Below are 22,466 nucleotides of genomic sequence, written 5' to 3'. Positions count from 1 at the left end.
TAAGTACGTGAGTACCGGAGCGGAAAAAAACGACAAAAAGCCAACGTGCCAGTTAGAGATTATAGACTGCCCAAAAAGTCGCGCTTGCCAAGTTCGGCGCCATTGTGACGCAAAATTGCGTAGGCAATCGTGATATGGAAAAAGAGGTTCGGCAGCACAAACCCCAGCAAATATTGCTGACCCTTCATCTGCATATCCTGTCCGCCCACTTTCAATGAAATGGTTTTTTCTTCGCTGCCATCGATCTGCGCAGCCGTAAAACCGCTTACGAATTTAATGGTCTTGGCGATGCGTTCCTGCAATTCGGCAAAGGTGGTTTCGGTATCTGCATAGCTTGGAATTTCTGCGCCGGCCAAACGGGCAATGCCGCCCTTGGTGACATCACTGGCAATCTGGATTTGTTTGGCAAGCGGCAACATATCGGGTGCAAGGCGTGCATTAATCAGCACGCTGGGATCAATTTTTTTAGCCGCCGCCAAGGCTTCACCCTTTTTTAAAATCTCGGAAAGAATACCCAATTCACGGGTAATAACGGGAATAGAGGCCTGATACATAGATAGGGTCATAAGGAAGCTCCGTTTGGATAAAGGGGTGCAACCTATCTAGCCCGCGACCAAATAAAGGCAAGGGGTCTAGATAAGTTACCAAACCAAAGCTGATTTATGTTGCGTTCGCAGCAGGCTTATTATTATTCGACCAACGCTTTTTTAATGCCGCAATCTGGTCACGGGTCCCGGGCACGATTGAAAGAAATAATCGTGGCGCGTTCACGGGCGGTTCCGAATGAATGGTACTGGCTTTTCTATCACCCACTGCAAATACCGCCCCTTGGCGTTCTCCGGTCATCGTTACTTGTCCTTGCTCGGCAATCATTTTCGCTAGCTTAATACGGTCATCCAATGGATTGCTTGGATTGTGCTGCATCATGCATTCAAGAAATGCGCTGCGCCATTCATCATTAAGGGAGGCGAACAATGTTCCGGGCCCTTTTAACGCGATGGCTGCCTTGTACTGGGCACCTTGGAATGGTTCATAAAAATATCCATCGATGTGCCAACGCGGCACATCAAATTTGTGATTGGGAAGTGAAGCGCGCAGCGTAACCCACGCTGACTGCGCACCAAACGCCTCGGTTACTTGCGCATAAAGCCGTTCGACAAGCGCGGCCACGCCAACCGATACCGAATGGTCATTACCAAGCAGACGGATAAAACGGGCGGTTTCCTCATCATTTGGAGCAAGCCCGAAATGGTCAAGGGCAAGGGTTTTATCTATCTTCAATTGATCAAGGAGGCGGTGTTCAGCCGGCGTCAACGTAAGCGCAGCAGCGTTTGGATGTTGGGGTAATGCTGATGCGATCTCACTCATGCTGCCACTCAACCCGCCGGATATAGTTTATCACGCACAATTTAACTGCACCTCTTTGGCTGGCGCGCCATGCTGCACCAGATTATGTTTAGCTATTGCCTGCAATTTGGCAAGATTGATCTCGGCTTCGATCTGCTCAATCTCCTCAATTCTCAAACGCGCTGGCAATCCTTGGGGCCCGTCACTGCTATTCCAAAATACCAATGCGCTGGTGATGGCGTCAGGCGTGCGGCGCAATTCGGAAACGGTTTTGGCATTTACGGCAAGCCCGCAGCCTTGGGCTTTTATCAGCGCGATATCACCCTCACCCATCTCGTTGAAATGCGTGACTGCATCAGCGGTATTGTGTGGATAGGGAACAGCGATCAAAGGGCCACCTGCAACATCAGGAAGCAGATACACATCTGTCTTGTATCCATCATTTATTTCACGCGCAGCAATGAATGCGATGCGTTTTGCATCAATATCATCGTGGTTCAATGGCGCTTGTGCAGGATTGGCTGCGGCTTCTGCGCGTTGTCTTTCGCGTTCCACCATCGCTGCTACTTCAATGCGTGCAGCTGCTGCCGCTTGTTGATTGGCAATTTCACGTTTGGCATTTATGTAATCCGACACTGTAAACCCTTTAAAAAAAGCGGCTTAAAAAGCCTTGAGTCGCGGCCCAACATCTTGAATATGCATTCTAATTTACAGCATGGATCAGAAACTAATTCGCACAATGCGGCAAAGCGTGGTTAAAACGCGGCATTTTTTTTCCGAAATCGATGAGTAACCTTAAGCAAAGGTTCGCACAGCTAAAAATTCTTTGAACAAAGCGCTTCAAATACCATTCAATTAACGCGCAAATTTTTGAATCTGCGGTTTTTTAGGCGCCCCAATTCTTAAAATGGCGCGCCGTACTTTTTTGCGCGCTGTTAATCTTCCTGAATAAAGTTTTTGAGCATGGTTAATAGATTCAAAATGCATCAAATTTGAAATACATTTTCTCAAAAATTTTAATCATTTTCTTGGTAAATTTTCATTATAAAACAAAAGGTTATCCACAGCGACATTAATGTTTCGGTGACGATTTTAACCTTATTCTGGTGCTACCCGAAACGAATAATTTTTAGGTTAGCAACATGACCGAGAAGAGCAAAAAAAGCTTTCAGATAATTGCTAAGAATTCTTTACGCCATACCGTTCTTTCAGGCCTTTTCACCCTTGCATCCTTTGCCGCAACCGATGCGATGGCAGCATCAGCATCCGACTTCAAGACAGCAGAATATAACCGCGGCTGGCAGCTGAGCGCGATTGGCGCGGCCGATGCCTATGCACGCGGATTTACCGGCGCAGGCCAAATCGTTGCCGTATTCGATAGCGGCATGAACAAAACCCATGAAGATCTGAATGCTAACATTTCAGGCGTGGGCTTTGATGCGGTAACCGGTCTTGAAGGTGTTGCATCCGACGTAAACGGCCATGGTACATTCGTATCGGGCATCATCGCTGGTGAACGCAACGGACTTGGTGCCCAAGGTATCGCGTATAACAGCAAAATCCTGACCATCCGCATTGTAAACGCCGATGGTTCGGTTAGCCTTTCGGATAACAAGCTTGCAACCGCTATCCGTTATGCAACCAGCCACGGCGCTGGCGTGATGAATAATTCATGGAACACGTCCACCCAAATCAGCGCAGTAACCAAAGCTGGCCTTGATGGTTTTATGGGTCAAACCTTGCAAGCATACCGCGAAGCGGTAAAGGCAAACCGCATCATCGTGTTCGCAGCCGGTAATGAAGGTAAATCCCAACCCGGTTTCTATGCGGCCTTGCCAAAACTTTATTCCGAATTGACCGCCGGCTGGATTTCAGCGGTGGCGATTGATGGTACCGGCGCAATCGCCAGCTATTCAAACCGCTGCGGTGATACAGCGGCATGGTGTCTTGCTGCTCCGGGCAGCGCGGTGGTTTCAACCATGCGCAATGCCAACAATTCCTATGGTACGGGTAGCGGCACATCGTTCGCTGCGCCGGTTATCTCGGGCGCTGCGGCTGTACTTAAACAACAATGGCCAAAGCTGACCAATGCGCAAATCAAGGCAATTTTGTTCAAAACTGCAACCAAGACCGGCATCTATGCCAATAGCGCCGTGTACGGTCAGGGCTTGTTAAATCTTGAAGCAGCTACACGTCCCGTTGGCACAACCACCACGCCAACCCCAACGCCAACGACACCAAAACCAACCACACCCACAACCCCGACCACACCAAAACCCGTTACCCCAACCAGCCCAACGACCGGTTCGGGCAGCAAGTTCGGACGCGGCTTTGGTACTTATGGTCGCAGCGCCAAAAGTGCTGAACAACTTCGCATCATCACCTTTGATGAATTCGGCCGCGATTTCTACATGGATAGCGCTGCGTTCTTTAGCAATGCGATGCCAAGCTTTGATAGCGTAAGCGCACTGCGTGATTTCAATAATGGCATGGAAACGACCACCATCGGCCAAACCACTTATGGCTTTGCCAATGCAGACACCAAAACAACGATTGGCGGCGCACAATTTGATGGTGTGCGGATGTTTATTGAAACCCCAGTTGCTGGCACCACTACTACAGCGGCATTCAACATCAACCCAAGCCTGGTCTTTGGCCTGGCGCCACGCGATGTTGCCTTTGCCGGCAAGCTGGTCGATGGCGAAGCCCTGGTAAACCCTTATATGTCACTGGCCAAGAACCCGATTACGGTCGCAGCAAAAGCAAACCTTAGCGATGATGTATGGGTAAAAGGCGGTAGCTTCTTTGGTGAACAAGCAACCGATTTGAATGCGCCAGTGACCCTTTCTCAAGATCCAAACTATTCCAAAAATCTTGGCAAGGTATATGGCGGCGTTGCTGAAATCGGCACCACGTTTGGCACCAAACATTCCGGCTTTGCGTTCACCGGCGGTTTTGTGAACGAACAAAACGCGATGCTCGGTTCAATCTCCAGCGGTGTAACCAAACTGGCTGATAGCACCAACACCATGTTTGCCGGTGTAAGCGCGAAGGTTGATTTGGGCGGCGGCTTGAATGCATTCGGTGGCTTTGAAATGGGCTGGTCGAAGGTACAAAGCGCACGCAGCTCCCTGGTTGAAAATGTATCGGATATCAATTCCCAATCCTTCCGCGCTGGCTTGACCAAGACGGGCGTGATTGGCAAATCCGACACCTTCGGTTTCGTGGTCAGCGAGCCACTGCGCGTAAACAATGCAACCATGAACCTTAATATGGCTGACTCGCAAAATGCAGATGGCAGCGTGAACTTCCATTCTTCAACTGCTGATATCAGTGCTGAAGCCCACGAACTGGACTTGCAGGCGTTCTACACAACAGAAGTCAACGAAAAAGGCAAATTCGCAGCCGGTTTGCTCCTTCGTGAAAATGCCGGCCATGTGGCTGGCCAAAGCGAAGCGATTGCTATGGCACGCTACAAGCTGAGCTTCTAATCAACGGTTCTTAATGCCTAACCTAAAAGCCCCGCACATGCGGGGCTTTTTTTATGCGTGCTGGATTTTTAACAGTGCAGCTAATGCGTTGTAATCATACTGCTATATGTTGACCACCAAGTATGGTTAACGCTTCTAAATTATTATCCAAATTAAACAATGTGACTTTGTTACTTTCACGCTTTCGCAGTAGAACGGTGACACGCACGTAGCGTATTATTTTTAAACCATATGGAGCCTTCATGGTTCATCCGTTAAGCGGGCATTTCAATTACAAGAACGTGGATTTCGCGGATATTTTTTCACGCGCGGAAGATGGCGATCTGGAAGCCATCGCGATTGGCGCGAATATTATTTTCCAAGGTTTTGGGCTTCGTGAAGTGGATACTGTTCTTGCGCGCACCTGGCTTGAACAGGGCGCAGCGATTGAAGAAACCCTTGATAATGGCGAACGCCTTTGCACCGTAATGCTTGGCCTAATGCAGGCTGGCAGCATCGGCATGATTGGCGAAGAAGCTAAGGGCCGCGAAAAACTGCTCAAAAACCGCCAATGGCTTATCGTGCAAGCGAATGAAGGCCATGCCGGTGCGCTGCGCATTCTCAGCTTCATGCATGGCCGTGGCGGGTTGGGCGTTGAACGCAGCGTTGATAAAGCCATTGAACTTTTGAAATTGGCCGCTAACAAAGATGATCCGTTTGCGCTTTATGATTTGGGCACTATTTACATGGGTGAAGCGCGGGAAAGCGACCGCGATTATCTGGAGGCCGCTCGGGTTTTCAAGAAAGCTGCATTGATGGGCCATTCCGATGCGCAGCGCGAGCTGGGTATTGTCATCACCAATGCCTTGAGCACGGATATAGGTGTTTCTGCGCGCATTGCCGACATCGCGCTCAAGCACCCTGAACGCGCAGCCGAATTTGAAGATTTGCAAAACGCAAAATTCGGCATGGACATGCTGCATCAATCCGCAGCACAAGGCCGTATCTCTGCCATGTATTCGCTGGGCCGCGCTTACTCAGGTGCAGCGGCATTCAACAACGCAGTACCGCGCGATGTGGTGCGGGCCGTTGAATGGCACAAGAAAGCGGTGGATAAAGGCTATCCGCGTTCCTTTATCGAACTCGCAAAACTCTATGAAACCTGGTTCAAGGATACCGGCAGCAATCATCCTGAACACAACAAGGCAACCGCGCTCAATATCTATTACCATTTGCTGGGCCGCCCGCGCCGCCCTGGCGATACCATTACCGTATCAACCCAGCCATTAACGCCTACCCAGATTGCGGATGTGAAACGCGCACGCCGTGCCTTGGAAGAAGAAGCGATAAAAGATACCAAGACGTGGTATCGCTATGCCAATGGCGATCGTCGTATCACTTTTGATGACGGCACATCGATTACCTTTGGCCCGAATAACGGCTTTGATAGTCCTGAAAAAAATGTCGCCGCCGATATTCAACAGGCGCAAGACCACGAAACCGGCAACGGCCATGCGTTGAGCTATAACGAAGCGTACTCCATTTACCGCGACATTCTGGCACGCAAGGAAGGCGGCGAATACGCCATGCCAAGCCAAGCACAGATCAAGCAAATAAAAGCGTTGATGACCGCGCTTGAAGACCGCGCCGATGAAACCATCACGCAACCCGATGGCAAACGCACCTTGATTTATAAAATGGGCGGAAAAAACCCTGACCAGGTTGTTTTCGCAGGGCCAAAAGAAGTACCGGAATGGAAAATAAAAAGAGACGCAGAAAGGGCGGCCAAAGCTGCTGCGCGTCTAGCACGCGAAGCTGGCCAAACAGGTGATACACTTGCCGCTACGCCCACACGCCCGGCCGATAACAGCCAGACCGGCAAGAAAAAGAAAAAAGGCAAAGACAAGAAGAATGATCGCTAGGGCTAACGCTGCATGCGTTTATAAATCGGCAAATGGGCTTTTATCCGCGCCATCTTCAATGAAATCTTCAATGCTTTCATTATCACCTTCACCTTCGAAATTGCGCTCGAAGATAACGGTAAGAATGTTCACGCAGGTTGAAATCATGGTGATTTCCTGCGCGGTGATTTTCTGTTCAACCAGCCCTTCGCAGAACAGATAAAGGAAGCGCGAGAAAGACGAGGCCATCGGGTAATTGCAGAACCCCGCCTTGCCCTTAATTTCAAAGCTCTTTTCGATAATCGCGCGCATTTCATCGGATGCAACCGCGCCGGGCTTTAATTCCCCGACAATCCGTTGCAGCGTTTTCAGCGCGCCCTTAATTTCATTCATCAATTCGGGCAATGTGCTTTGCATCGCTGCTTCGGCTTTTTCGATTGCTGATGTATTCAGCATCGCTTTGATCGATTTCCCCATGCCGAGTTTTTTCTTCAAGCTGAGATCGGGCTTTACAAACAGCGTGCCGTCTTCACCACGTGTAAAATTTTTGGGCAGGTTCTTTTTGGATTGCTGGTCTTTGGACATAGTGTTCCCTTGTGATGACGCGATGTCCAAAAAACCATAAATTGCTTACAAATTGGTAAAACGATTTTTATTGAAGCCGGAACGTGTTGGTTTGAAGGAAAGGAATTGCGCGCCGAACAGTTTTGAAGAATTGATTTGAGGCTCCGGGTATGCACAGCGCATTTTTAAAAAAAATTGCCACCATCGATCAGCGCCAAATGGCTGACAACCCGACCCTAAGCAAAAGTTACATCCATAAAATTTACTTTCATTATTTTCAACAATATCACCGCTTGAGGATTGCGGGAACACAAGCTATATACATTGGCACTCGCGGGGCGAGAGTGCTAACAGCCCTTAGATCCCGTTAAAACCAACCCGTTTTTCGCGCGGAATATCAAGTGCAGTCGCGGTTGCGCCATTTGGCGCAGAGCAGTCGCACCAAAATAATCAGCGGGATAAACAAAACTATAATGGAGACATATATGAAATTCAGACCATTACATGACCGCGTTGTGGTGCGTCGCCTGGAAGGCGAAGCAAAGACCGCTGGCGGCATCATCATCCCAGACACCGCTAAAGAAAAACCACAAGAAGGCGAAATCATTGCCGTGGGCGCAGGCGCACGCGATGAAAGCGGCAAGATTGTTCCTTTGGATGTAAAGACCGGCGACCGCGTGATTTTCGGCAAGTGGTCAGGTACCGAAGTGAAGATTGATGGCGAAGACCTCCTCATCATGAAGGAAAGCGACATTATGGGCGTTGTGGAAACCACATCATCCAAGAAAAAAGCTGCTTAAGAATTTAAAATCTAACAGGAGTAAAAAACATGGGTGCTAAACAAGTTGTATTTCACGCCGATGCGCGTGACCGCCTTTTAAACGGCGTGAACATTCTGGCGAATGCCGTAAAGGTAACGCTGGGTCCAAAAGGCCGTAACGTCGTGATTGAAAAATCCTTCGGTGCGCCACGTACCACCAAGGACGGCGTAACCGTTGCCAAGGAAATCGAACTTTCCGACAAGCTCGAAAATATGGGCGCACAATTGGTGAAGGAAGTTGCAAGCAAAACCAACGATTTTGCTGGCGATGGCACCACCACCGCAACCGTACTTGCCCAAGCAATTGCGCAAGAAGGTACCAAAGCGGTAGCCGCAGGCATGAACCCGATGGATCTGAAACGCGGCGTGGATATGGCCGTTGAAGCGATTGTTGAAGAATTGAAGAAGCAATCCCGCAAGGTAAAGTCCAACGATGAAATCAAGCAAGTTGGAACCATCTCCGCGAACGGCGATAAGGAAATCGGTCAATTCTTGGCCCAAGCTATGGCGAAGGTTGGCAATGAAGGCGTGATTACGGTCGAAGAAGCAAAGAGCCTTGAAACGGAATTGGATGTTGTTGAAGGCATGCAGTTCGATCGCGGCTTTGCATCACCTTACTTCGTGACCAATGCGGACAAGATGATCTGCGAACTGGAAGAGCCCTACATTCTTTTCCATGAAAAGAAGCTGTCGGGTCTGCAACCACTTCTTCCAGTATTGGAAGCAGTTGTGCAATCGGGCCGTCCATTGCTCATCATCGCTGAAGAAATCGAAGGCGAAGCATTGGCAACCCTCGTCGTTAACAAGCTGCGCGGTGGTTTGAAAGTTGCTGCGGTTAAGGCGCCTGGCTTTGGCGATCGCCGCAAGTCGATGATGGAAGATATGGCAACCTTAACCGGTGGTCAGCTCATCTCCGAAGATCTCGGCATCAAACTCGAAACCGTAACCCTTGCTATGCTTGGCCGTGCGAAAAAAGTTCGCATCGACAAGGAAAACACCACCATCGTTGATGGCGCAGGCAAGAAGAAGGATATCGAAGCACGTTGCGGTCAAATCCGTCAGCAAATGGAAGACACCACATCTGACTACGACCGTGAAAAGCTTCAAGAACGTCTTGCTAAACTCGCTGGCGGCGTTGCCGTTATCCGTGTTGGCGGCGCAACCGAAGTAGAAGTGAAAGAACGCAAAGACCGCGTTGACGATGCAATGCACGCAACCCGTGCAGCTGTGGAAGAAGGTATTCTCCCCGGCGGCGGTACCGCATTGCTCTACGCTTCAAGCGTTTTGGATAAGGTGAAGTTTGCTAACGACGATCAACGTCGCGGCATCGACATCATCCGCCGCGCGGTGCAAGCTCCTATCCGTCAAATCGCTGAAAACGCAGGTATCGACGGCGCGTTGGTAGTTGGCAAATTGACCGAACAAAAGAAAACCTCGTTCGGTTACGATGCACAAAACGGTGAATATGTTGACATGTACGAAGCCGGCATTATCGATCCTGCTAAGGTTGTGCGCACCGCGCTGCAATCGGCTGCATCGGTTGCTGGTTTGCTCATCACCACCGAAGCGATGATTGCTGACAAGCCGAAGAAGGAAGCTCCTCCGGCTGGCGGCGGTCACGGCGGCATGGGTGATATGGACTTTTAATAAATTAAAAGTCCATAGGCGCAGGGCCGGTTGAGCGTAGCTCAGAGGCATCGCGCCAAAAAAACATAGAGAACCCCGTCAGAAATGGCGGGGTTTTTTATTACCTGCATTTCCCAATCGTCATTGCGAGCCTCATCTCTATGAGGCGAAGCAATCCAATTTATGTTCGTGTGGATTGCTTCGCTGCGCTCGCAATGACGGTATTTCCAAACCGCCCGAGCGGTTGCGCCATTTTATTTACGCGATGCCTCTGCGCATACGCGCAACCGGCTCTGCTTGCAGTTCGGGCAAAATCAAATATTTAAATACATTTTTACTTGCACGTGCGTATGAATTACTTGCCCACTAATACTTGCAAACTATTTTGCGCAAATTGAAATGAAACAAAATTCACTTAATACATTCTTCATCGAAAACGGTGCACATTAGTCACATAGCCGATTTTGTTTAATTAATTGATTTAAGCGTTTAAGAATTTTTAAGAAAGCGTTGGTCATGGCCGAACTGTCAAAAGTTCAACAACCACCAGCACCATCCAGCACCCGCACCAGCGTTGCGGATGATCTCGACTTCCTCACCCAACTGCTGCACCGCGCGCATCGCGCCTGCACTCAGTCACGTGCCCAATCACGCGAATTATGCCACCGCACTGCTATTTTGCAGCATTCAGGCCGCGGGCCCCCGCAAGCGAGCGAGCAGCGCTCCGCTAACTAAACCAAACCATAAAAATTATAAAATCTGAATGAGGGGTTCCCATGCGTTCGTCCCATGACACCATTGCTTTGCCTGTTGTTGCCTCACCTTCCATCATTCCATCGGGTGATAGCGGAGCCGATAAAACCAACATCATTGAAATGAACATCAAGGAATTGCTGGTCAATAAAGGCCGCAATGGCGAAGAAATGACCGCCAAGCAATTCGCAAATTTGGCCGCCGAATACTTATTGCAGCAATATGAACTGGCCAAGGCCGAAACCACGCTGAAATTCGGCAGCTCCATTGGGCTTTTGTTTAACAACATCAACAATCTTTCATCGAAATCATTGATTACTATTGGTCTGCTTTCAGCTTTTGCGGTTGATATTGCGGTGTTTGGCGGCGGCGCAACCATGCTGATCGCCAAAAGCCCGATGTTCTATGGCATGGCGGCGGCATCTCTGCTCACCGCATCACTAATCGGCACCTCGGAAAGCAATGCGGCGCGGGCAGGTTACACGGCGGCAGCATCGGCGCTTGCACTTGCTGCAGCGTATCAGGTGGCGAGCGCAAATCCTGAATACGTGAACACATGGGCGAATGCCTTTACAGGATGGGATGGTGTGCATAACGCCGCCGCGACCAAAGCAGCAATCGCAGCCGATGCCAAAGCCAATTTGCAGGATCAAGTCGCGCGGCTAACCGAACAGGTCAATCATGGCGGCGTGGGCGGCAAGCATGTGATGGTTGATGGCAATCCGCATAATGATTATCTGGTCAAGGATTTGGCCACCGCGCAAAAAGCCTTTGATGCCGCGGTATTGGAAGCATCGCGCACCGCGGCGGATTTAAAAGCCTTGGGCAGCGAGCGCCCATCGCAAAAAATCGGCCTTGGGGTTGCCACCGCCTATATCGGTGCGTGGCTTACCCTTGCGCAATTGCAGGTTGCGAATATCATTTCCAAAGGGCCGCGCTGGCTCAAGCAATCGCGCGAAGAAGCGCGGGTATATAAAGCCTCCAAGGAAATGGTGCATGCGCTGGAAGAAAATCCCAAACGTGTGCTGGCCAAAACATCGGCGGTACTGGAACGGATGAAGGAATTTTATCTGGCGGGCGTTTTGGAAACCAAAGGCGAAGCGGAAGTAAAACGCATCACGCAAACCCTGTTCACCAACGATAACTTTGAACAGATGAATGAAGATGCCTCCGCACTATTTACCGATGCGATTAAGCGCCGCGATATACGCATGATCGAGCGCGTCAAACGCAGCATGGGCGGCACGCCTCGGCATCTTGTAATGACTTAAGTTTGCCCGAGCGGTTGCGTCACCCGCGCCAACGGCAGGCGCAGAGCAAATGGCAAATTCGTTTTAATCTTTTACCCTCAAAACTGCTTCCCCCGTCAGTAATGGCGGGGGATTTTTTATTAACATTGCTAAATGCAAGTAAAACCATGCTTGTGGTTAATCCTCGCCACGCGCTATTAAAAACAGATATTTTTTAGAGTTTTTATGAACGCAAAAGCACTCACATTAAGTCAGGCGTTGGTCGAGCATTTAGAGGCATCGGGCGAAACCCTCGAACATATCAATCAGGTCGTGTTCTTAAACCCTGATCTCGATGCGCCCTATATAGGCGGGTTGAATGCCCTGCACACCATCCGCAATGGTTATAATGACACGCTGCTTTATTCCCGCCGCGCAGATGGCGCGATGAATGAACTTGCGAAATATCTGATGAGCCACCGCGCGCGCCTTGGCTTGCCCGTTTACATCATCCCTCCCGCGCCGCCGATGCAACGGGCAGCCGCCGAACCCGTGCGCACCCGCCGCCATACCCGCAAACCGCGCCCGCCGCGCACCGGCAAAGATCTTTAAAAGGAAAAGCTCATGGCAAAAAACAATCCTAAAAATCTGCACGAAGCCTTGCACGAATTTCTGCGCCGCGAGCATCCCGATTTCAATCCGAAACTGCCCTATACCGATGAACCCAATAACAGCATCCTGCGCGAGGTAGAGTTACGTATCCTGCCCTCGCGAATGAAAAACGAAGCGCTGATCGGCGGTCACGAAATCATCGCGGCTATTTTGCGCGGCAGATATTTGCATGTTGACTTACCCGTCGGCCAAATGCCGATGCAAGATGAAACCAACCCTGCACATAAAACCATCGCGAAATATTTGCGCCGTTATTTTGCGCGTCATGCAAAAATTACCCATAGCCAAACCCTGCGCGCCGCGCTGCTGCAACGCTTGCAGGCACGCTGCAAACTGCAAGGCGTAGTATGGAAAACAGAAATCGCCAAATTCATCCACGGCGAACAGCCGCATATCGCCTTACAGGAAGCAATTGATGAAATCACCCACAGCATCAGCATGAAAGCAGGCGGGAAAGAAAACTATCTGCGCTCCATTTTGCGCCCCGGCAAGACCGGCAATGTGCCGATGCCATTCAGCAAAACCCATCTGCGGCGTTACACCGCGCGCCGCCACAGCAAACTGGTGCGCAGCATACGCCCTGATTTGCCCAGAACATTCAAGCAGGCGTTAAAACTGTAACTACTTCACTTCTTCCAGTGTTTTCAGATTGCGCAGCGACGGCACGCGCCATGCGATGATGCCGGCAACCGCCAGTGATAAAATTCCGCCCACCACCACCGCAGGCACCGTGCCCAGCCACGCCGCCATGGCGCCGGATTCAAAATCGCCCAGCTCGTTGGATGTGGTGATGAACAGCATGTTCACGCTGGCAACGCGGCCGCGCATTTCATCGGGGGTGTTCATTTGCATCAGATGCGTGCGCACATAAACGCTGACCATATCGGCACAACCCAACACCATCAGCATTACAAACGATAGATACGCATTAGTCGAAAGACCGAAAATAATCGTCACTATTGCAAATACGACGATGCTTAAAAACAGATTGCGTCCGGCATTTGCTTTAAGGCCATGCTTGGCCAGCCATAGCGACATGATAACCGCGCCAATCGCGGGCGCACAGCGCAATAACCCTAACCCTTGCGGGCCGACATGCAGAATGTCTTTGGCATAAACCGGCAGCAGCGCAATCACGCTTGCGAATAATACCGCGAACAAATCCAGTGAAATGGCGCCCAATAAAATCGGGCGTTCCTTGATGAATAAAATACCGGCGAATAAATTCTCAAGCGTGAGCGGGCGTTTCACAATCGCGGTTTTGACGCGCATTTGCATATTTAAAATACCCGCCAGCAATAACAGAATTCCCGCAACCGTATAGACCGTTGATACCCCAAAGAAGAACAGCGCGCCGCCAATCGCGGGGCCCATAATCGTGCCAATCTGAAACATGCTGGAATTGAGTGCGACCGCCTTGCTGAACTGTTCAGGCGGCACAGAATTAGGGAGCAGCGCCTGCATCGCAGGCGCGCCGAAAATACGCACCGCGCCCAGCAATGCCGACAAGATATAAATCAACGCAGGCGACATAAAATCAAAATTGACGCCCAGCATGAGCATCGCACCGGCAAAAGCCGCAATGAAATGCGTAACCGCCATAATCAGCTTGCGGTCCATCTGGTCAGCGAGCTGCCCGGCAAACAGCACCAAAATGATGCTGGGCAAAAATTGCGATAATCCCACAAGGCCGATGGCAAAGGGATCATGGGTGATTTCATAAATCTGCCAGCCAATCGCAACACCCAACATTTGCCAGCCCAGCGTGCCAATAAAACGCGACAAGCTTAAAAGACAGAAATCACGATAGTGAAACGGGGAATTGGGATTATTGAACAGTTTATCAAACATTTTTTTAATCACTTCATTGCGCCAATGTATGCTTCACGCAATCTAGCATAGCCTTGTCTTCGCGTGGCAAGCCCATAAACATCTGGATGTAGGGTTTAGAAAAATTTGCCTCGGGCATTGCAAATTGCGGCACCGGCGGGCCAAATTGCAAAACGCCTGCATCAAATGCAGCAATCGGATAAATTGCATGACCCAAAATAAAATACATATCGTAGTTAAGTGTATCTAAAAATTGCGGCGTGCGCAGCGTGCAACCGGGTACATGGCGTTCTTCCAATTCGCACACGACAAATGGCCGATGCTTGTGCAATGTTTTTTGCGCGCCGCGTAATATCGCTTCTTCCGCGCCTTCGGCATCAATTTTAACATATGCGGGCGGCGGCAATTGCAATTCAATCAGCTCTTCATCAAGCGTGCGCAATGGCACCGTCATGCTGGCAATGCCGTCAATTTTCCCGGGATAATCGCTGGCCAGTTTTGCAAAATCTTTTTCAATGCTTGCCCATTGCTTCACGGCAGTCTGCCCGCAAATCGGAAATGACAATTGCGCTTCGCCGCGTTTGTCGGCCACCGTTTCTTTATCAGCGAGTGCGCAATCGCGTATCGTCACCCTACCCTTATAGCTTTCAAGGTTTTGCGTTAAAACAGCACGGGCATCCGGCAACGGTTCAAAGCACAGCGTATGGGCGGCATTCTCGGCCATTTTGCTGGCATAAAGCCCAACCAAAGCCCCCACATCCACGCCCGAACACCCACGGCGCAACTTAAACAAGGGCGCAATAAGCCTTAAATAATCATCATCCCCTGCCTGCCAGCCGCTTTGCCGTATGGCGTCCAGCCTGTCTTGCCATCTATCCATTGATATTCCTTGGGAATCCTTAGCTTTAACACTTGCAGTGTCAGCCCTTTTAAAGTGTTAAACAAGCAGCATTTTGCTTGACCTTGTGGATAGTTTTCCCCTAAAACACGGCCTCAATTAAATTACGAAGGATTACGGTTATGGCTAGAGTATGCGCAGTTACAGGTAAGAAGGTTTTGTTTGGCAACATGGTAAGCCACTCCAACCGCAAGACCCGCACCCGTTTCGAAGCGAATGTGCAGGTTTGCTCATTCCCAAGCGAACTCTTGGGCCGTTCCATCACCCTGCGCTTGACCCCGAATGGCATCCGCACCGTTGAAAAGCGTGGCGGTATTGATGCCTATTTGCTCAAAGCTAAAAAGTCCGAATTGGATGCAAAATTGCTCGTTCAACAACGCCGCGTTGTTGCAGCAAAAGCCCGCAAAGAAAAGAAAGCTGCGTAAGCTTTTAAAAGCGGCATGATATGTGATGTCGCATGAAGCACAATTTTACAGTTGAAAAAATCTGTCCCACGACCAAGGCACGCCTTGGCTGCTTAACCACGCCGCATGGCGTTTTGGAAACACCCAATTTCATTTTCTGCGGCACCAAAGCTGCGATTAAGGGCCTTGCGCCCGATGTGATGAAGCGCGCAGGCAGCGATATTATTCTTTCCAATCTCTATCACCTGATGCTGCAACCAGGGCCCGATGTCATTGAACGTCAGGGCGGCCTGCATGATTTCATGCGCTGGCAAGGCCCAATGCTGACCGATAGCGGCGGGTATCAGGTCTTTGCGATGCAATTCGGCGGCATATCGGATGAGGTCAAAGGCCGCAACAAGGCCGCGCGTCCCAATACCGTCATCGACATCACCGAAGAAGGCGTGACGTTTCAATCCTATCTGGATGGCAAAAAAATTCTGCTCACCGCTGAAACGTCGATGCAGATGCAGCGCCAGCTGGGCGCCGATCTCATCATGGCGTTTGATGAATGCACGGCATTCCATCATTCAAAAGAATATCAAATTCAGGCTTTGGCACGCTCCAACCGCTGGGGGGTGCGTTCACTCGAAGCCTTCACCAAACAAAATAGTGACGGCAAGCAAGCCTTGTACGGCATAGTGCAAGGCGCGCATTATCAGGATTTGCGGATCAGCGCCATGAACGACGTCACACAGCTTCCCTATTTTGGCACGGCGGTTGGCGGTTCCTTTGGCAAGAGCAAAGACGATTTGTATTCTATACTTCGTTGGACCGCGCCATTGCATAAACCCGAACGGCCTGTGCATTTATTGGGTGTGGGTGATATTGCCGATATTTTTGTCGGCATCAAACATGGCATTGATACCTTTGACTGCGTGCAACCCACGCGCCTTGGCCGCCACGGGGTTGCACTAATGCCATCGGAACCCGGCGCGCGGCTCAATTTGCGCAATGCGCGTTTTCGCGATGATAAAACACCGCTCGATCCCGAGCATCATCACGAACATACCTCGCACTACACGCGCGCCTATCTGCATCATCTGGTGAAGGCCGAGGAAATGCTCGGCATGCAAATTCTGACCGAGCATAATGTGGCGGTGATGAACCGGTTGATGCGCGAAATCCGCAACGGTATCCGCACTGATACGCTGGAAGCGGTCGAAGCCAAATGGCTCGCCCATAGCTGCGCTAGTGATACGCAAAAAATGTACGGAACCTAACTATAAAAACGGCGGTTGGGTAGATTAAGCCCGAATATCAAACTGCCATTCAAGCGTATTCGAAGTAACATTGCAGGCTGCGTTTGACGTCACAATCGTGATGGGCAAGCTTGTTCCTGTAATCGGCGTGCCGCTGTTAATGATAACGGCTGTAAGGTTTGTGATATCGCCGCCGGTCAGCTTTGTCGCAAGACCCACGCAGGCTTTCTTGGGCAATCCTGAAAACACAATGCCAAATGTGGTTGACGTTCTATTGAAAACGCGCACCGTACCCGCCGTTGCTGATGACCATGGATGATTAAGCGCTGGCGTTGTAGAACACGGCGTTCCCTGCGCGACGCGCATTTCAACCGGAAATGCAGCTTGCGCATCCAGCGTACAGGTCACATCGGCAATATTGGTCAACGCATTCACACGCGCATAAAGCTGGCGGACATTTTGTACAATCGTTTGCAATTGGCGGTTCGCCTGATATTGGCGCGCATTTTCATATACAACCGCTGATACCATCCACACGGCAGCGATAATCACCGAGGCAACCGCTAACACAATCGTTGCTTCCACCAAGGTCATACCGGCATTTTGCGTAAAGCGCTGCTTGATCATATTCAACCTCGTATTCAAAAATGGGGTCTTGGAAAAGGGCGTTAGTATGGTCTATCCGATAAGTATTACTGATGCGTGAACATTTGAGAAAGTCTTATTTTAAAGGGCTTGCATTACTCATTCTTTTTTGGCGGGTTTTTTGGCCACTGGCTTCTTGGCTGGCGCTTTTGCAGGGGTTTTCACGCCCCCCTGAACACCACCATGATAAGGCGTTTTAACCCACTGCTTCTTGGCGTCTTCAACGGTTTTCTTTTGTGGCGCGGCTGGTTTGGCAGCTGCTTTTGACCCAATGGCTTTTGGCGCCGTGCGCACGGGCACACCTTGCTTGGTGGTTACGGTCGCGCCGCCAATGATTTTGGGCGCATGCTTTGGCGTAACCGCTGGCAGAATTTTTGCGTGATCAGGCGCTGCGGGCTCCGGCAGATCATCATATGAATTGATGGGTGATGTTATCGGCTTCACTTTCAAATTCGTGGCACGGGGTTGTACCGGTACACGTCCGCGCACCGTTGGCATCGGTGCAGACTCGCCAGGCTTTCTGATGCGGTCATTCAGCCCTGCTTCCTTACCGCGAATGACCGACCAGCCGCGCACAGGTCCTGTATCCACATGCACATGGCCGCTATCGGGATAAAGTGCAACACCGCCCCTTTGCATGGTTTTGGCAACCGCTTCCAGCGCGCTGCTGTTCATTTCCGGAATGCGGATATCGGCCGCCTGTCCCTTCATGTGATAGCTGTTTTTGGCCACATATTTATTGGTCTTTGCCAAATTCCGGTTGCTCTCGGGCGAGCGGAAACCGGACAATAATTCAATCGGATCGCTCGGCGACATCAACAGCTTGTCACGCAAATCGGTAATCACATCAATCAGCTTTGGGTCGATGGGATATTCTTCGCCCGTATGACGGTCACGGAAAATATGATCAATCTGGTCGAAGGCTTCTTTGTTGTACTGGCCGTTGCGACGCGTGGTTACATCAATACGCTCGCCGCTTAGGCGGTGCCATATCACAATGCTTTGATCGCCTTTGGGCGCAACCGATAAATCGCGGGTAGGTGCGCAGGAAACAACAAGGGCAAGCAGCGCAATCAGCGCGCAATTCAAAAATGGTTTGTTCATCAGGTAATTTGCTTTTCGTTATGGATCGCAAAAGCTTTGTAGAAGTCGGGTGTTTCGTCAACCCTTTATCTGCCCTGATTTGCAGTTCATTTGCGCATCACGCGTATCTAGTCACACCATTTGTAAACGCCGCCTTCATTGACCAGATGCGCATCAAAACTGCCTAATTCCTGCAATTTCTGGCGAAGGCGGTACAAGGTTGTATCAACCGCATGGCTTTCGGCATCGGGGTGATAGCCCCATAATTCGGTCATGGCATCCTTGCGCGACAAGCCATTTTGCCCGGCATCCAGCACAGCGCATAAAAACGATGCTTCCTTTTCAGTCAAGGATACGTTTTGACCGGAAGCCGTCGCTTCAACCAACCGCGCAAAAGGATGAAACACATGTGCATCGCCAAGCGCACGCGGCTGCTTTCTGCGCCGCAACTTTGCGCCGCTTAACATAACGTCCAGAAGCTGCGCAAGGCGGAATGGTTTTATGAATACAATGTCATCGCTTGGCTGGGGCGCTTCATCTGCGTTGGCAATACGAATGCACAATGGCATCTGTTCCAGCGCCGGCACCGGCATCGCGCGCGGCAACACCCAGACATCGCTAGCGGGCGAAGCTTCACTCACGCTTACTGCCACCATAAAATCAAAATCGCGGACACCGCCCATTTGCCCCTTGGCTTGCTCGGCCAGCACGGCGGCCAGCACATCATCTTTGCCAATCAGGGTGATCTGGATTTTTTCGCTCATTAAGGCCTAGGCTATCTCAAGGGCACCGGTGCGGGGTCATATTTTCCTTCAAATGTGTTTTATTATACTAAGTCATTGTTTGTAAACAATTTTTTTATTGTTTGGCTTGGCATGGCGCTTGCAATGGTTAATGAAAGGGCAAGACAATAAAGAGTATTTATGAATTCAGATTATGTTTTAAAAGGTCGCGGACAGCTCGCATTACACAAGCCAGATTGGGCAAGTGCAGTCGCGGTTGCGCCAACTTCGCCCGAGCGGTTGCGCGATAGCGCAGAGCGAATGGCGAATAAAGGCGCAGAGGCAGCGCGCCAAACAAACTCTGACTTCGCAGCCGCTGTGGATGCCCATGATGCCGCTTACAAAGCCGCCAAAGATGCCCATGGCGCACATAAAAAAGCCAGCCGCTATGCCAAGGCTGAAGCGATTACCGAACAATTAAACAAATCATCCCAGCCATCCGCGCGTAGCGACGTTAAACCGCAGGAAACATCCGACGAGGATGCAGCGCCGCAGCCCAGCGAAATTTCGCAAGATGGTTCGCTTTATCCTGAACGCAATAAAAATGACGGCGTAAAGATGAATGCGTTCAACCATAGCGGTGCCAACAAAAAAACCGTCGGGCCCGATGTTGATACGGTTGATTACTCCTTTGAAGATTTCATCGATACCATCAACCCGCTGCAACAAATCCCCGTCGTCAATATGATTTACCGTCATGTTTCGGGCGATGAGATTAGCGGCCATGCCAAAGTAATGGGCAGCGCTCTGTATTGGGGCCCTATGGGCGTGGTTACTGGCGCGATTGACGCGATGTTCGAACAGGAAAAAGGCGGCGATGTTGGCCAAACGGTTATCGCAGGCTTGCTGGGTGTGGATACCCCCAATGCGCATAAACTTCCAAGCAACCAAATCAAAGCGCAAGAAACCATGCTGGCCAGCGCAGCGCCGGAAGAAAACATTGCGATTAAGGCTGCCAATACACACCGGGTTGCTGCCAAGGCTGCGCCGGCTAAACAGCCCTTTGGCGGCGTGATGGGCAATGAAACACCGGTTGATGTTGCCAATAATACAGCACATGATGATGCGGATATGGGCGCTGTCGATGAAGCAACCGCACGCAAGATTGCAGGCGCGCAGCAGGTTAAATCACCCCTACCCCACGGCCCGGTTGAAGCCGATGGTCATAAAATGTATTCGCTGGCCGGTGTTGCCCGCCACCCCAGCATTGCCACCCACATGCCCGCACGCGATGTGCCGGATGTACGCTTAAAAACCTATGGTAAGGAAATTGCAAAATCGGCATCGGCTGCTCCACAAATGGGCAGTATGAAAGATGGCGCCGGATTACTTGGCCTTACGCAACCTTCCGCAGCGATTGCCGCTGCGCCAGCCAATGAATTTGATATTCCTGCAACGCGCCTTCCAGATCCCGGCTTTACCGCGCCACTGCAAATGCCAGCAGCCAACAGCAATGTGACAACCGGCGGCAACCCCATTCCGGCGCAGCTTATTCAGGATATGATGCTGATGAATATGCAGAAATATCAGGATATGAAGGGCGGCACATCACGTGGTGCCAGCCTTGATATCAACGGCTAATTACTTCTTATCGTCCTTGCCCAAAATCAATTTGAATTTTTGCATGAACTTGGCTTTGTAAAATGGCTTCGGGTTGACGTGCGCTTTCAACTGGTTCAATGCGCTGGCCAGCGTATCGGCATCAAGTCCTGAAAGTCCGGTGATTGATGTGCCAAGGCGCGATGGGCCAAAGGAAGGCGCATCATCATTCGCAGCCTTCATGCCTGCACAAATGGCTTCGGCGGTGGATGAACCCAACTCTTCCATATGGCTGGCAGTTGGATATTTTTTATCTTCAGGATTTTTAATTTTATCGCTCATAGCTGTTTTCCCCTTAATCCAAGACTACCATTTGGAAAAACGAATTCAGGATGTGAAATTACTTTCTTCATTGGTTACCTAGTTAATGCGGGCGTTATTAACTAAGTTGGGCGGAATTATCAAGGTTGATGACCGCATATCTCGGCAAAAGTCGACATCCGGTTTAGAATAAAACGGGGCCCCGCTTGCGCAACGGATGCATATCGCTAATTGAGTAATGGCTTTCCGGCGCTGGGCACATCGAGCGAGAAGGCCGGAACATCAATCTCGAAGCGTTCGCCGCCCTCGCCCACCATTTCATAGCGGCCCAGCATAATGCCGGATGGTGTGGGCAAGGGTGTGCCGCTGGTATATTCAAACGATTGCCCGGGTTTTAAAATCGGCTGTTCGCCCACCACGCCTTCGCCGCGCACTTCCTGCACGCGGCCAAGCGCATCGGTGATGCGCCAATAACGGTTAATCAGCTGCACCGTTGCCTTGCTCTGGTTTTCAATCTTGACCTGATACGCCCACACAAAATGACGATCATCGGGCGTGGATTGCCCTTCCAGATAAACGGGATTAACAGAGACTTTTATATCGCGGGTAATGGCTGTGTACATACCCATCATTTAAGCAATCTGGTTTTGAAAATAAAGGGCAAATTTATTTATTTTGTTCCAACAAAAAAGCCATTACTACTACATGAAACGGTCACAATTTTTAAAAAGCTGATATGCCTCATTCAACCCCGCAGCCCCTTACCGATAAAACGCTGGTGCGCCCTGAACGCGAAAGCGACGCCGCATCCATCGAAGCGCTGCTCGATGTCTGCTTTGGACCCGACCGCCATAAAAAAACCGCCTACCGTTTTCGTGAAGATGTGGCGCCGATTGCAGCGCTTAGTTTTGTGGTTGAAGACAAAGACACCAAACAGCTGGTTGGCACCATCCGCTATTGGCCGGTGGTGCTGCCCGATGGCACGCCCAGTTTATTGCTGGGCCCCATCGCGGTTGAACCCGCGCGGCAAAGCGATGGCATTGGCATTGAGCTGATGAATTATTCCTTGGCCAAAGCGCGCGGGCTGCATTACGCCTCCATCATCCTTGTGGGCGATGCGCCGTATTACAACCGTTTTGGCTTTGTGCGCGAAGTGATGCTGGGCATCACCCTGCCCGGCTGGGTGGATGAAAGCCGTTTTCTGGGTTTGGAAATTGTTCCGGGTGTTTTATCGGAACAAAAAGGTATGCTCGGCAAATGGCCGCAGCAGGTTTTTTAAACCACCTGTTCCGGAAATAAAAATGGCCCGCAATTGCTCGCGGGCCATCGTTCAATATACCA

Annotated in this window: 23 protein-coding genes; 12 read left to right on the top strand and 11 right to left on the bottom strand. The window is 50.6% G+C overall.

The features are described from left to right. Positions 1-59: 59 nt before the first annotated feature. The 3 genes from SFW65_00595 to SFW65_00585 form a co-directional block, all read right to left on the bottom strand. Positions 60-566 (bottom strand): DUF1993 domain-containing protein, encoded by a 507-nt coding sequence (locus tag SFW65_00595; protein MDX1921612.1) that lies wholly within the window; start codon positions 564-566, stop codon positions 60-62. 94 nt (positions 567-660) lie between these two features. Continuing rightward, entirely contained in the window at positions 661-1,368 is a 708-nt protein-coding gene (locus SFW65_00590) for a hypothetical protein (GenBank protein MDX1921611.1), read from the bottom strand. 30 nt (positions 1,369-1,398) lie between these two features. Continuing rightward, the gene (locus SFW65_00585) at positions 1,399-1,983 is read right to left on the bottom strand and encodes a hypothetical protein (GenBank protein ID MDX1921610.1); all 585 of its coding nucleotides are present in this window, start codon (positions 1,981-1,983) and stop codon (positions 1,399-1,401) included. A gap of 506 nt (positions 1,984-2,489) precedes the next feature. On the opposite strand from SFW65_00585, the gene SFW65_00580 reads away from it, so the two are divergent. Continuing rightward, a complete protein-coding gene (locus SFW65_00580; protein MDX1921609.1) occupies positions 2,490-4,838 on the top strand; it encodes a S8 family peptidase in 2,349 nt (782 codons plus the stop codon). Positions 4,839-5,080: 242 nt separating this feature from the next. Beyond that, complete coding sequence (locus SFW65_00575) at positions 5,081-6,739, top strand: tetratricopeptide repeat protein (protein ID MDX1921608.1); 1,659 nt, start codon at positions 5,081-5,083, stop codon at positions 6,737-6,739. 18 nt (positions 6,740-6,757) lie between these two features. Here SFW65_00575 and SFW65_00570 read toward each other — a convergent pair whose 3' ends face one another. Continuing rightward, positions 6,758-7,303, bottom strand: coding sequence for a hypothetical protein (locus tag SFW65_00570; GenBank protein ID MDX1921607.1), 546 nt, complete (start codon positions 7,301-7,303; stop codon positions 6,758-6,760). A 464-nt stretch (positions 7,304-7,767) separates the two neighbouring features. Between SFW65_00570 and groES the strand changes: the two genes are divergently transcribed. From groES to SFW65_00540, 6 genes are all read left to right on the top strand, one after another. Then, positions 7,768-8,082 carry a co-chaperone GroES gene (groES, locus tag SFW65_00565; GenBank protein ID MDX1921606.1) on the top strand — a complete coding sequence of 105 codons (315 nt, stop codon included), beginning with the start codon at positions 7,768-7,770 and terminating at the stop codon, positions 8,080-8,082. Positions 8,083-8,111: 29 nt separating this feature from the next. Continuing rightward, a complete protein-coding gene (gene groL / locus SFW65_00560) occupies positions 8,112-9,749 on the top strand; it encodes a chaperonin GroEL (GenBank protein MDX1921605.1) in 1,638 nt (545 codons plus the stop codon). 495 nt (positions 9,750-10,244) lie between these two features. Next, on the top strand, positions 10,245-10,463 hold the full coding sequence (locus SFW65_00555) for a hypothetical protein (protein MDX1921604.1): 219 nt from the start codon (positions 10,245-10,247) through the stop codon (positions 10,461-10,463). A gap of 41 nt (positions 10,464-10,504) precedes the next feature. Continuing rightward, positions 10,505-11,752: a hypothetical protein gene (locus SFW65_00550; GenBank protein MDX1921603.1), complete on the top strand. Its 1,248-nt coding sequence runs from the start codon at positions 10,505-10,507 to the stop codon at positions 11,750-11,752. A 204-nt stretch (positions 11,753-11,956) separates the two neighbouring features. Beyond that, positions 11,957-12,322 carry a hypothetical protein gene (locus SFW65_00545; GenBank protein ID MDX1921602.1) on the top strand — a complete coding sequence of 122 codons (366 nt, stop codon included), beginning with the start codon at positions 11,957-11,959 and terminating at the stop codon, positions 12,320-12,322. 12 nt (positions 12,323-12,334) lie between these two features. Continuing rightward, the gene (locus SFW65_00540; protein MDX1921601.1) at positions 12,335-13,003 is read left to right on the top strand and encodes a hypothetical protein; all 669 of its coding nucleotides are present in this window, start codon (positions 12,335-12,337) and stop codon (positions 13,001-13,003) included. Here the strand turns inward: SFW65_00540 and SFW65_00535 are convergent, their stop codons facing one another. Both SFW65_00535 and SFW65_00530 read right to left on the bottom strand, forming a co-directional pair. Continuing rightward, positions 13,004-14,233 carry an MFS transporter gene (locus tag SFW65_00535; GenBank protein ID MDX1921600.1) on the bottom strand — a complete coding sequence of 410 codons (1,230 nt, stop codon included), beginning with the start codon at positions 14,231-14,233 and terminating at the stop codon, positions 13,004-13,006. A 13-nt stretch (positions 14,234-14,246) separates the two neighbouring features. Continuing rightward, the gene (locus SFW65_00530; protein MDX1921599.1) at positions 14,247-15,092 is read right to left on the bottom strand and encodes an FkbM family methyltransferase; all 846 of its coding nucleotides are present in this window, start codon (positions 15,090-15,092) and stop codon (positions 14,247-14,249) included. 140 nt (positions 15,093-15,232) lie between these two features. Between SFW65_00530 and rpmB the strand changes: the two genes are divergently transcribed. Together rpmB and tgt are read left to right on the top strand one after the other, a co-directional pair. Then, entirely contained in the window at positions 15,233-15,535 is a 303-nt protein-coding gene (gene rpmB, locus SFW65_00525; protein ID MDX1921598.1) for a 50S ribosomal protein L28, read from the top strand. Positions 15,536-15,567: 32 nt separating this feature from the next. Next, entirely contained in the window at positions 15,568-16,776 is a 1,209-nt protein-coding gene (gene tgt, locus SFW65_00520; protein MDX1921597.1) for a tRNA guanosine(34) transglycosylase Tgt, read from the top strand. A 24-nt stretch (positions 16,777-16,800) separates the two neighbouring features. On the opposite strand, the gene SFW65_00515 is transcribed toward tgt, so the two are convergent. The 3 genes from SFW65_00515 to SFW65_00505 form a co-directional block, all read right to left on the bottom strand. Continuing rightward, positions 16,801-17,382, bottom strand: coding sequence for a type 4 pilus major pilin (locus SFW65_00515; GenBank protein MDX1921596.1), 582 nt, complete (start codon positions 17,380-17,382; stop codon positions 16,801-16,803). Positions 17,383-17,499: 117 nt separating this feature from the next. Beyond that, the gene (locus SFW65_00510; GenBank protein MDX1921595.1) at positions 17,500-18,504 is read right to left on the bottom strand and encodes a DUF882 domain-containing protein; all 1,005 of its coding nucleotides are present in this window, start codon (positions 18,502-18,504) and stop codon (positions 17,500-17,502) included. Between the two features lie 107 nt (positions 18,505-18,611). Further along, positions 18,612-19,247: a winged helix-turn-helix domain-containing protein gene (locus tag SFW65_00505; protein MDX1921594.1), complete on the bottom strand. Its 636-nt coding sequence runs from the start codon at positions 19,245-19,247 to the stop codon at positions 18,612-18,614. 159 nt (positions 19,248-19,406) lie between these two features. Between SFW65_00505 and SFW65_00500 the strand changes: the two genes are divergently transcribed. Then, the gene (locus tag SFW65_00500) at positions 19,407-20,846 is read left to right on the top strand and encodes a hypothetical protein (protein MDX1921593.1); all 1,440 of its coding nucleotides are present in this window, start codon (positions 19,407-19,409) and stop codon (positions 20,844-20,846) included. Here SFW65_00500 and SFW65_00495 read toward each other — a convergent pair whose 3' ends face one another. Together SFW65_00495 and apaG are read right to left on the bottom strand one after the other, a co-directional pair. Continuing rightward, entirely contained in the window at positions 20,847-21,146 is a 300-nt protein-coding gene (locus tag SFW65_00495) for a hypothetical protein (GenBank protein MDX1921592.1), read from the bottom strand. 206 nt (positions 21,147-21,352) lie between these two features. Next, a complete protein-coding gene (gene apaG / locus SFW65_00490; GenBank protein MDX1921591.1) occupies positions 21,353-21,748 on the bottom strand; it encodes a Co2+/Mg2+ efflux protein ApaG in 396 nt (131 codons plus the stop codon). Between the two features lie 113 nt (positions 21,749-21,861). Here apaG and SFW65_00485 point away from each other — a divergent pair, with 113 nt between their 5' ends. Further along, positions 21,862-22,404 carry an N-acetyltransferase gene (locus tag SFW65_00485; protein MDX1921590.1) on the top strand — a complete coding sequence of 181 codons (543 nt, stop codon included), beginning with the start codon at positions 21,862-21,864 and terminating at the stop codon, positions 22,402-22,404. The last annotated feature ends 62 nt before the right edge of the window (positions 22,405-22,466 follow it).

This window comes from Alphaproteobacteria bacterium (assembly GCA_033762625.1).
Taxonomy (GTDB): Bacteria; Pseudomonadota; Alphaproteobacteria; order UBA9219; family RGZA01; genus RGZA01.
The sequence above is the reverse complement of the archived record's forward strand: the minus strand, read 5'-3'. Positions and strand labels throughout refer to the sequence as shown.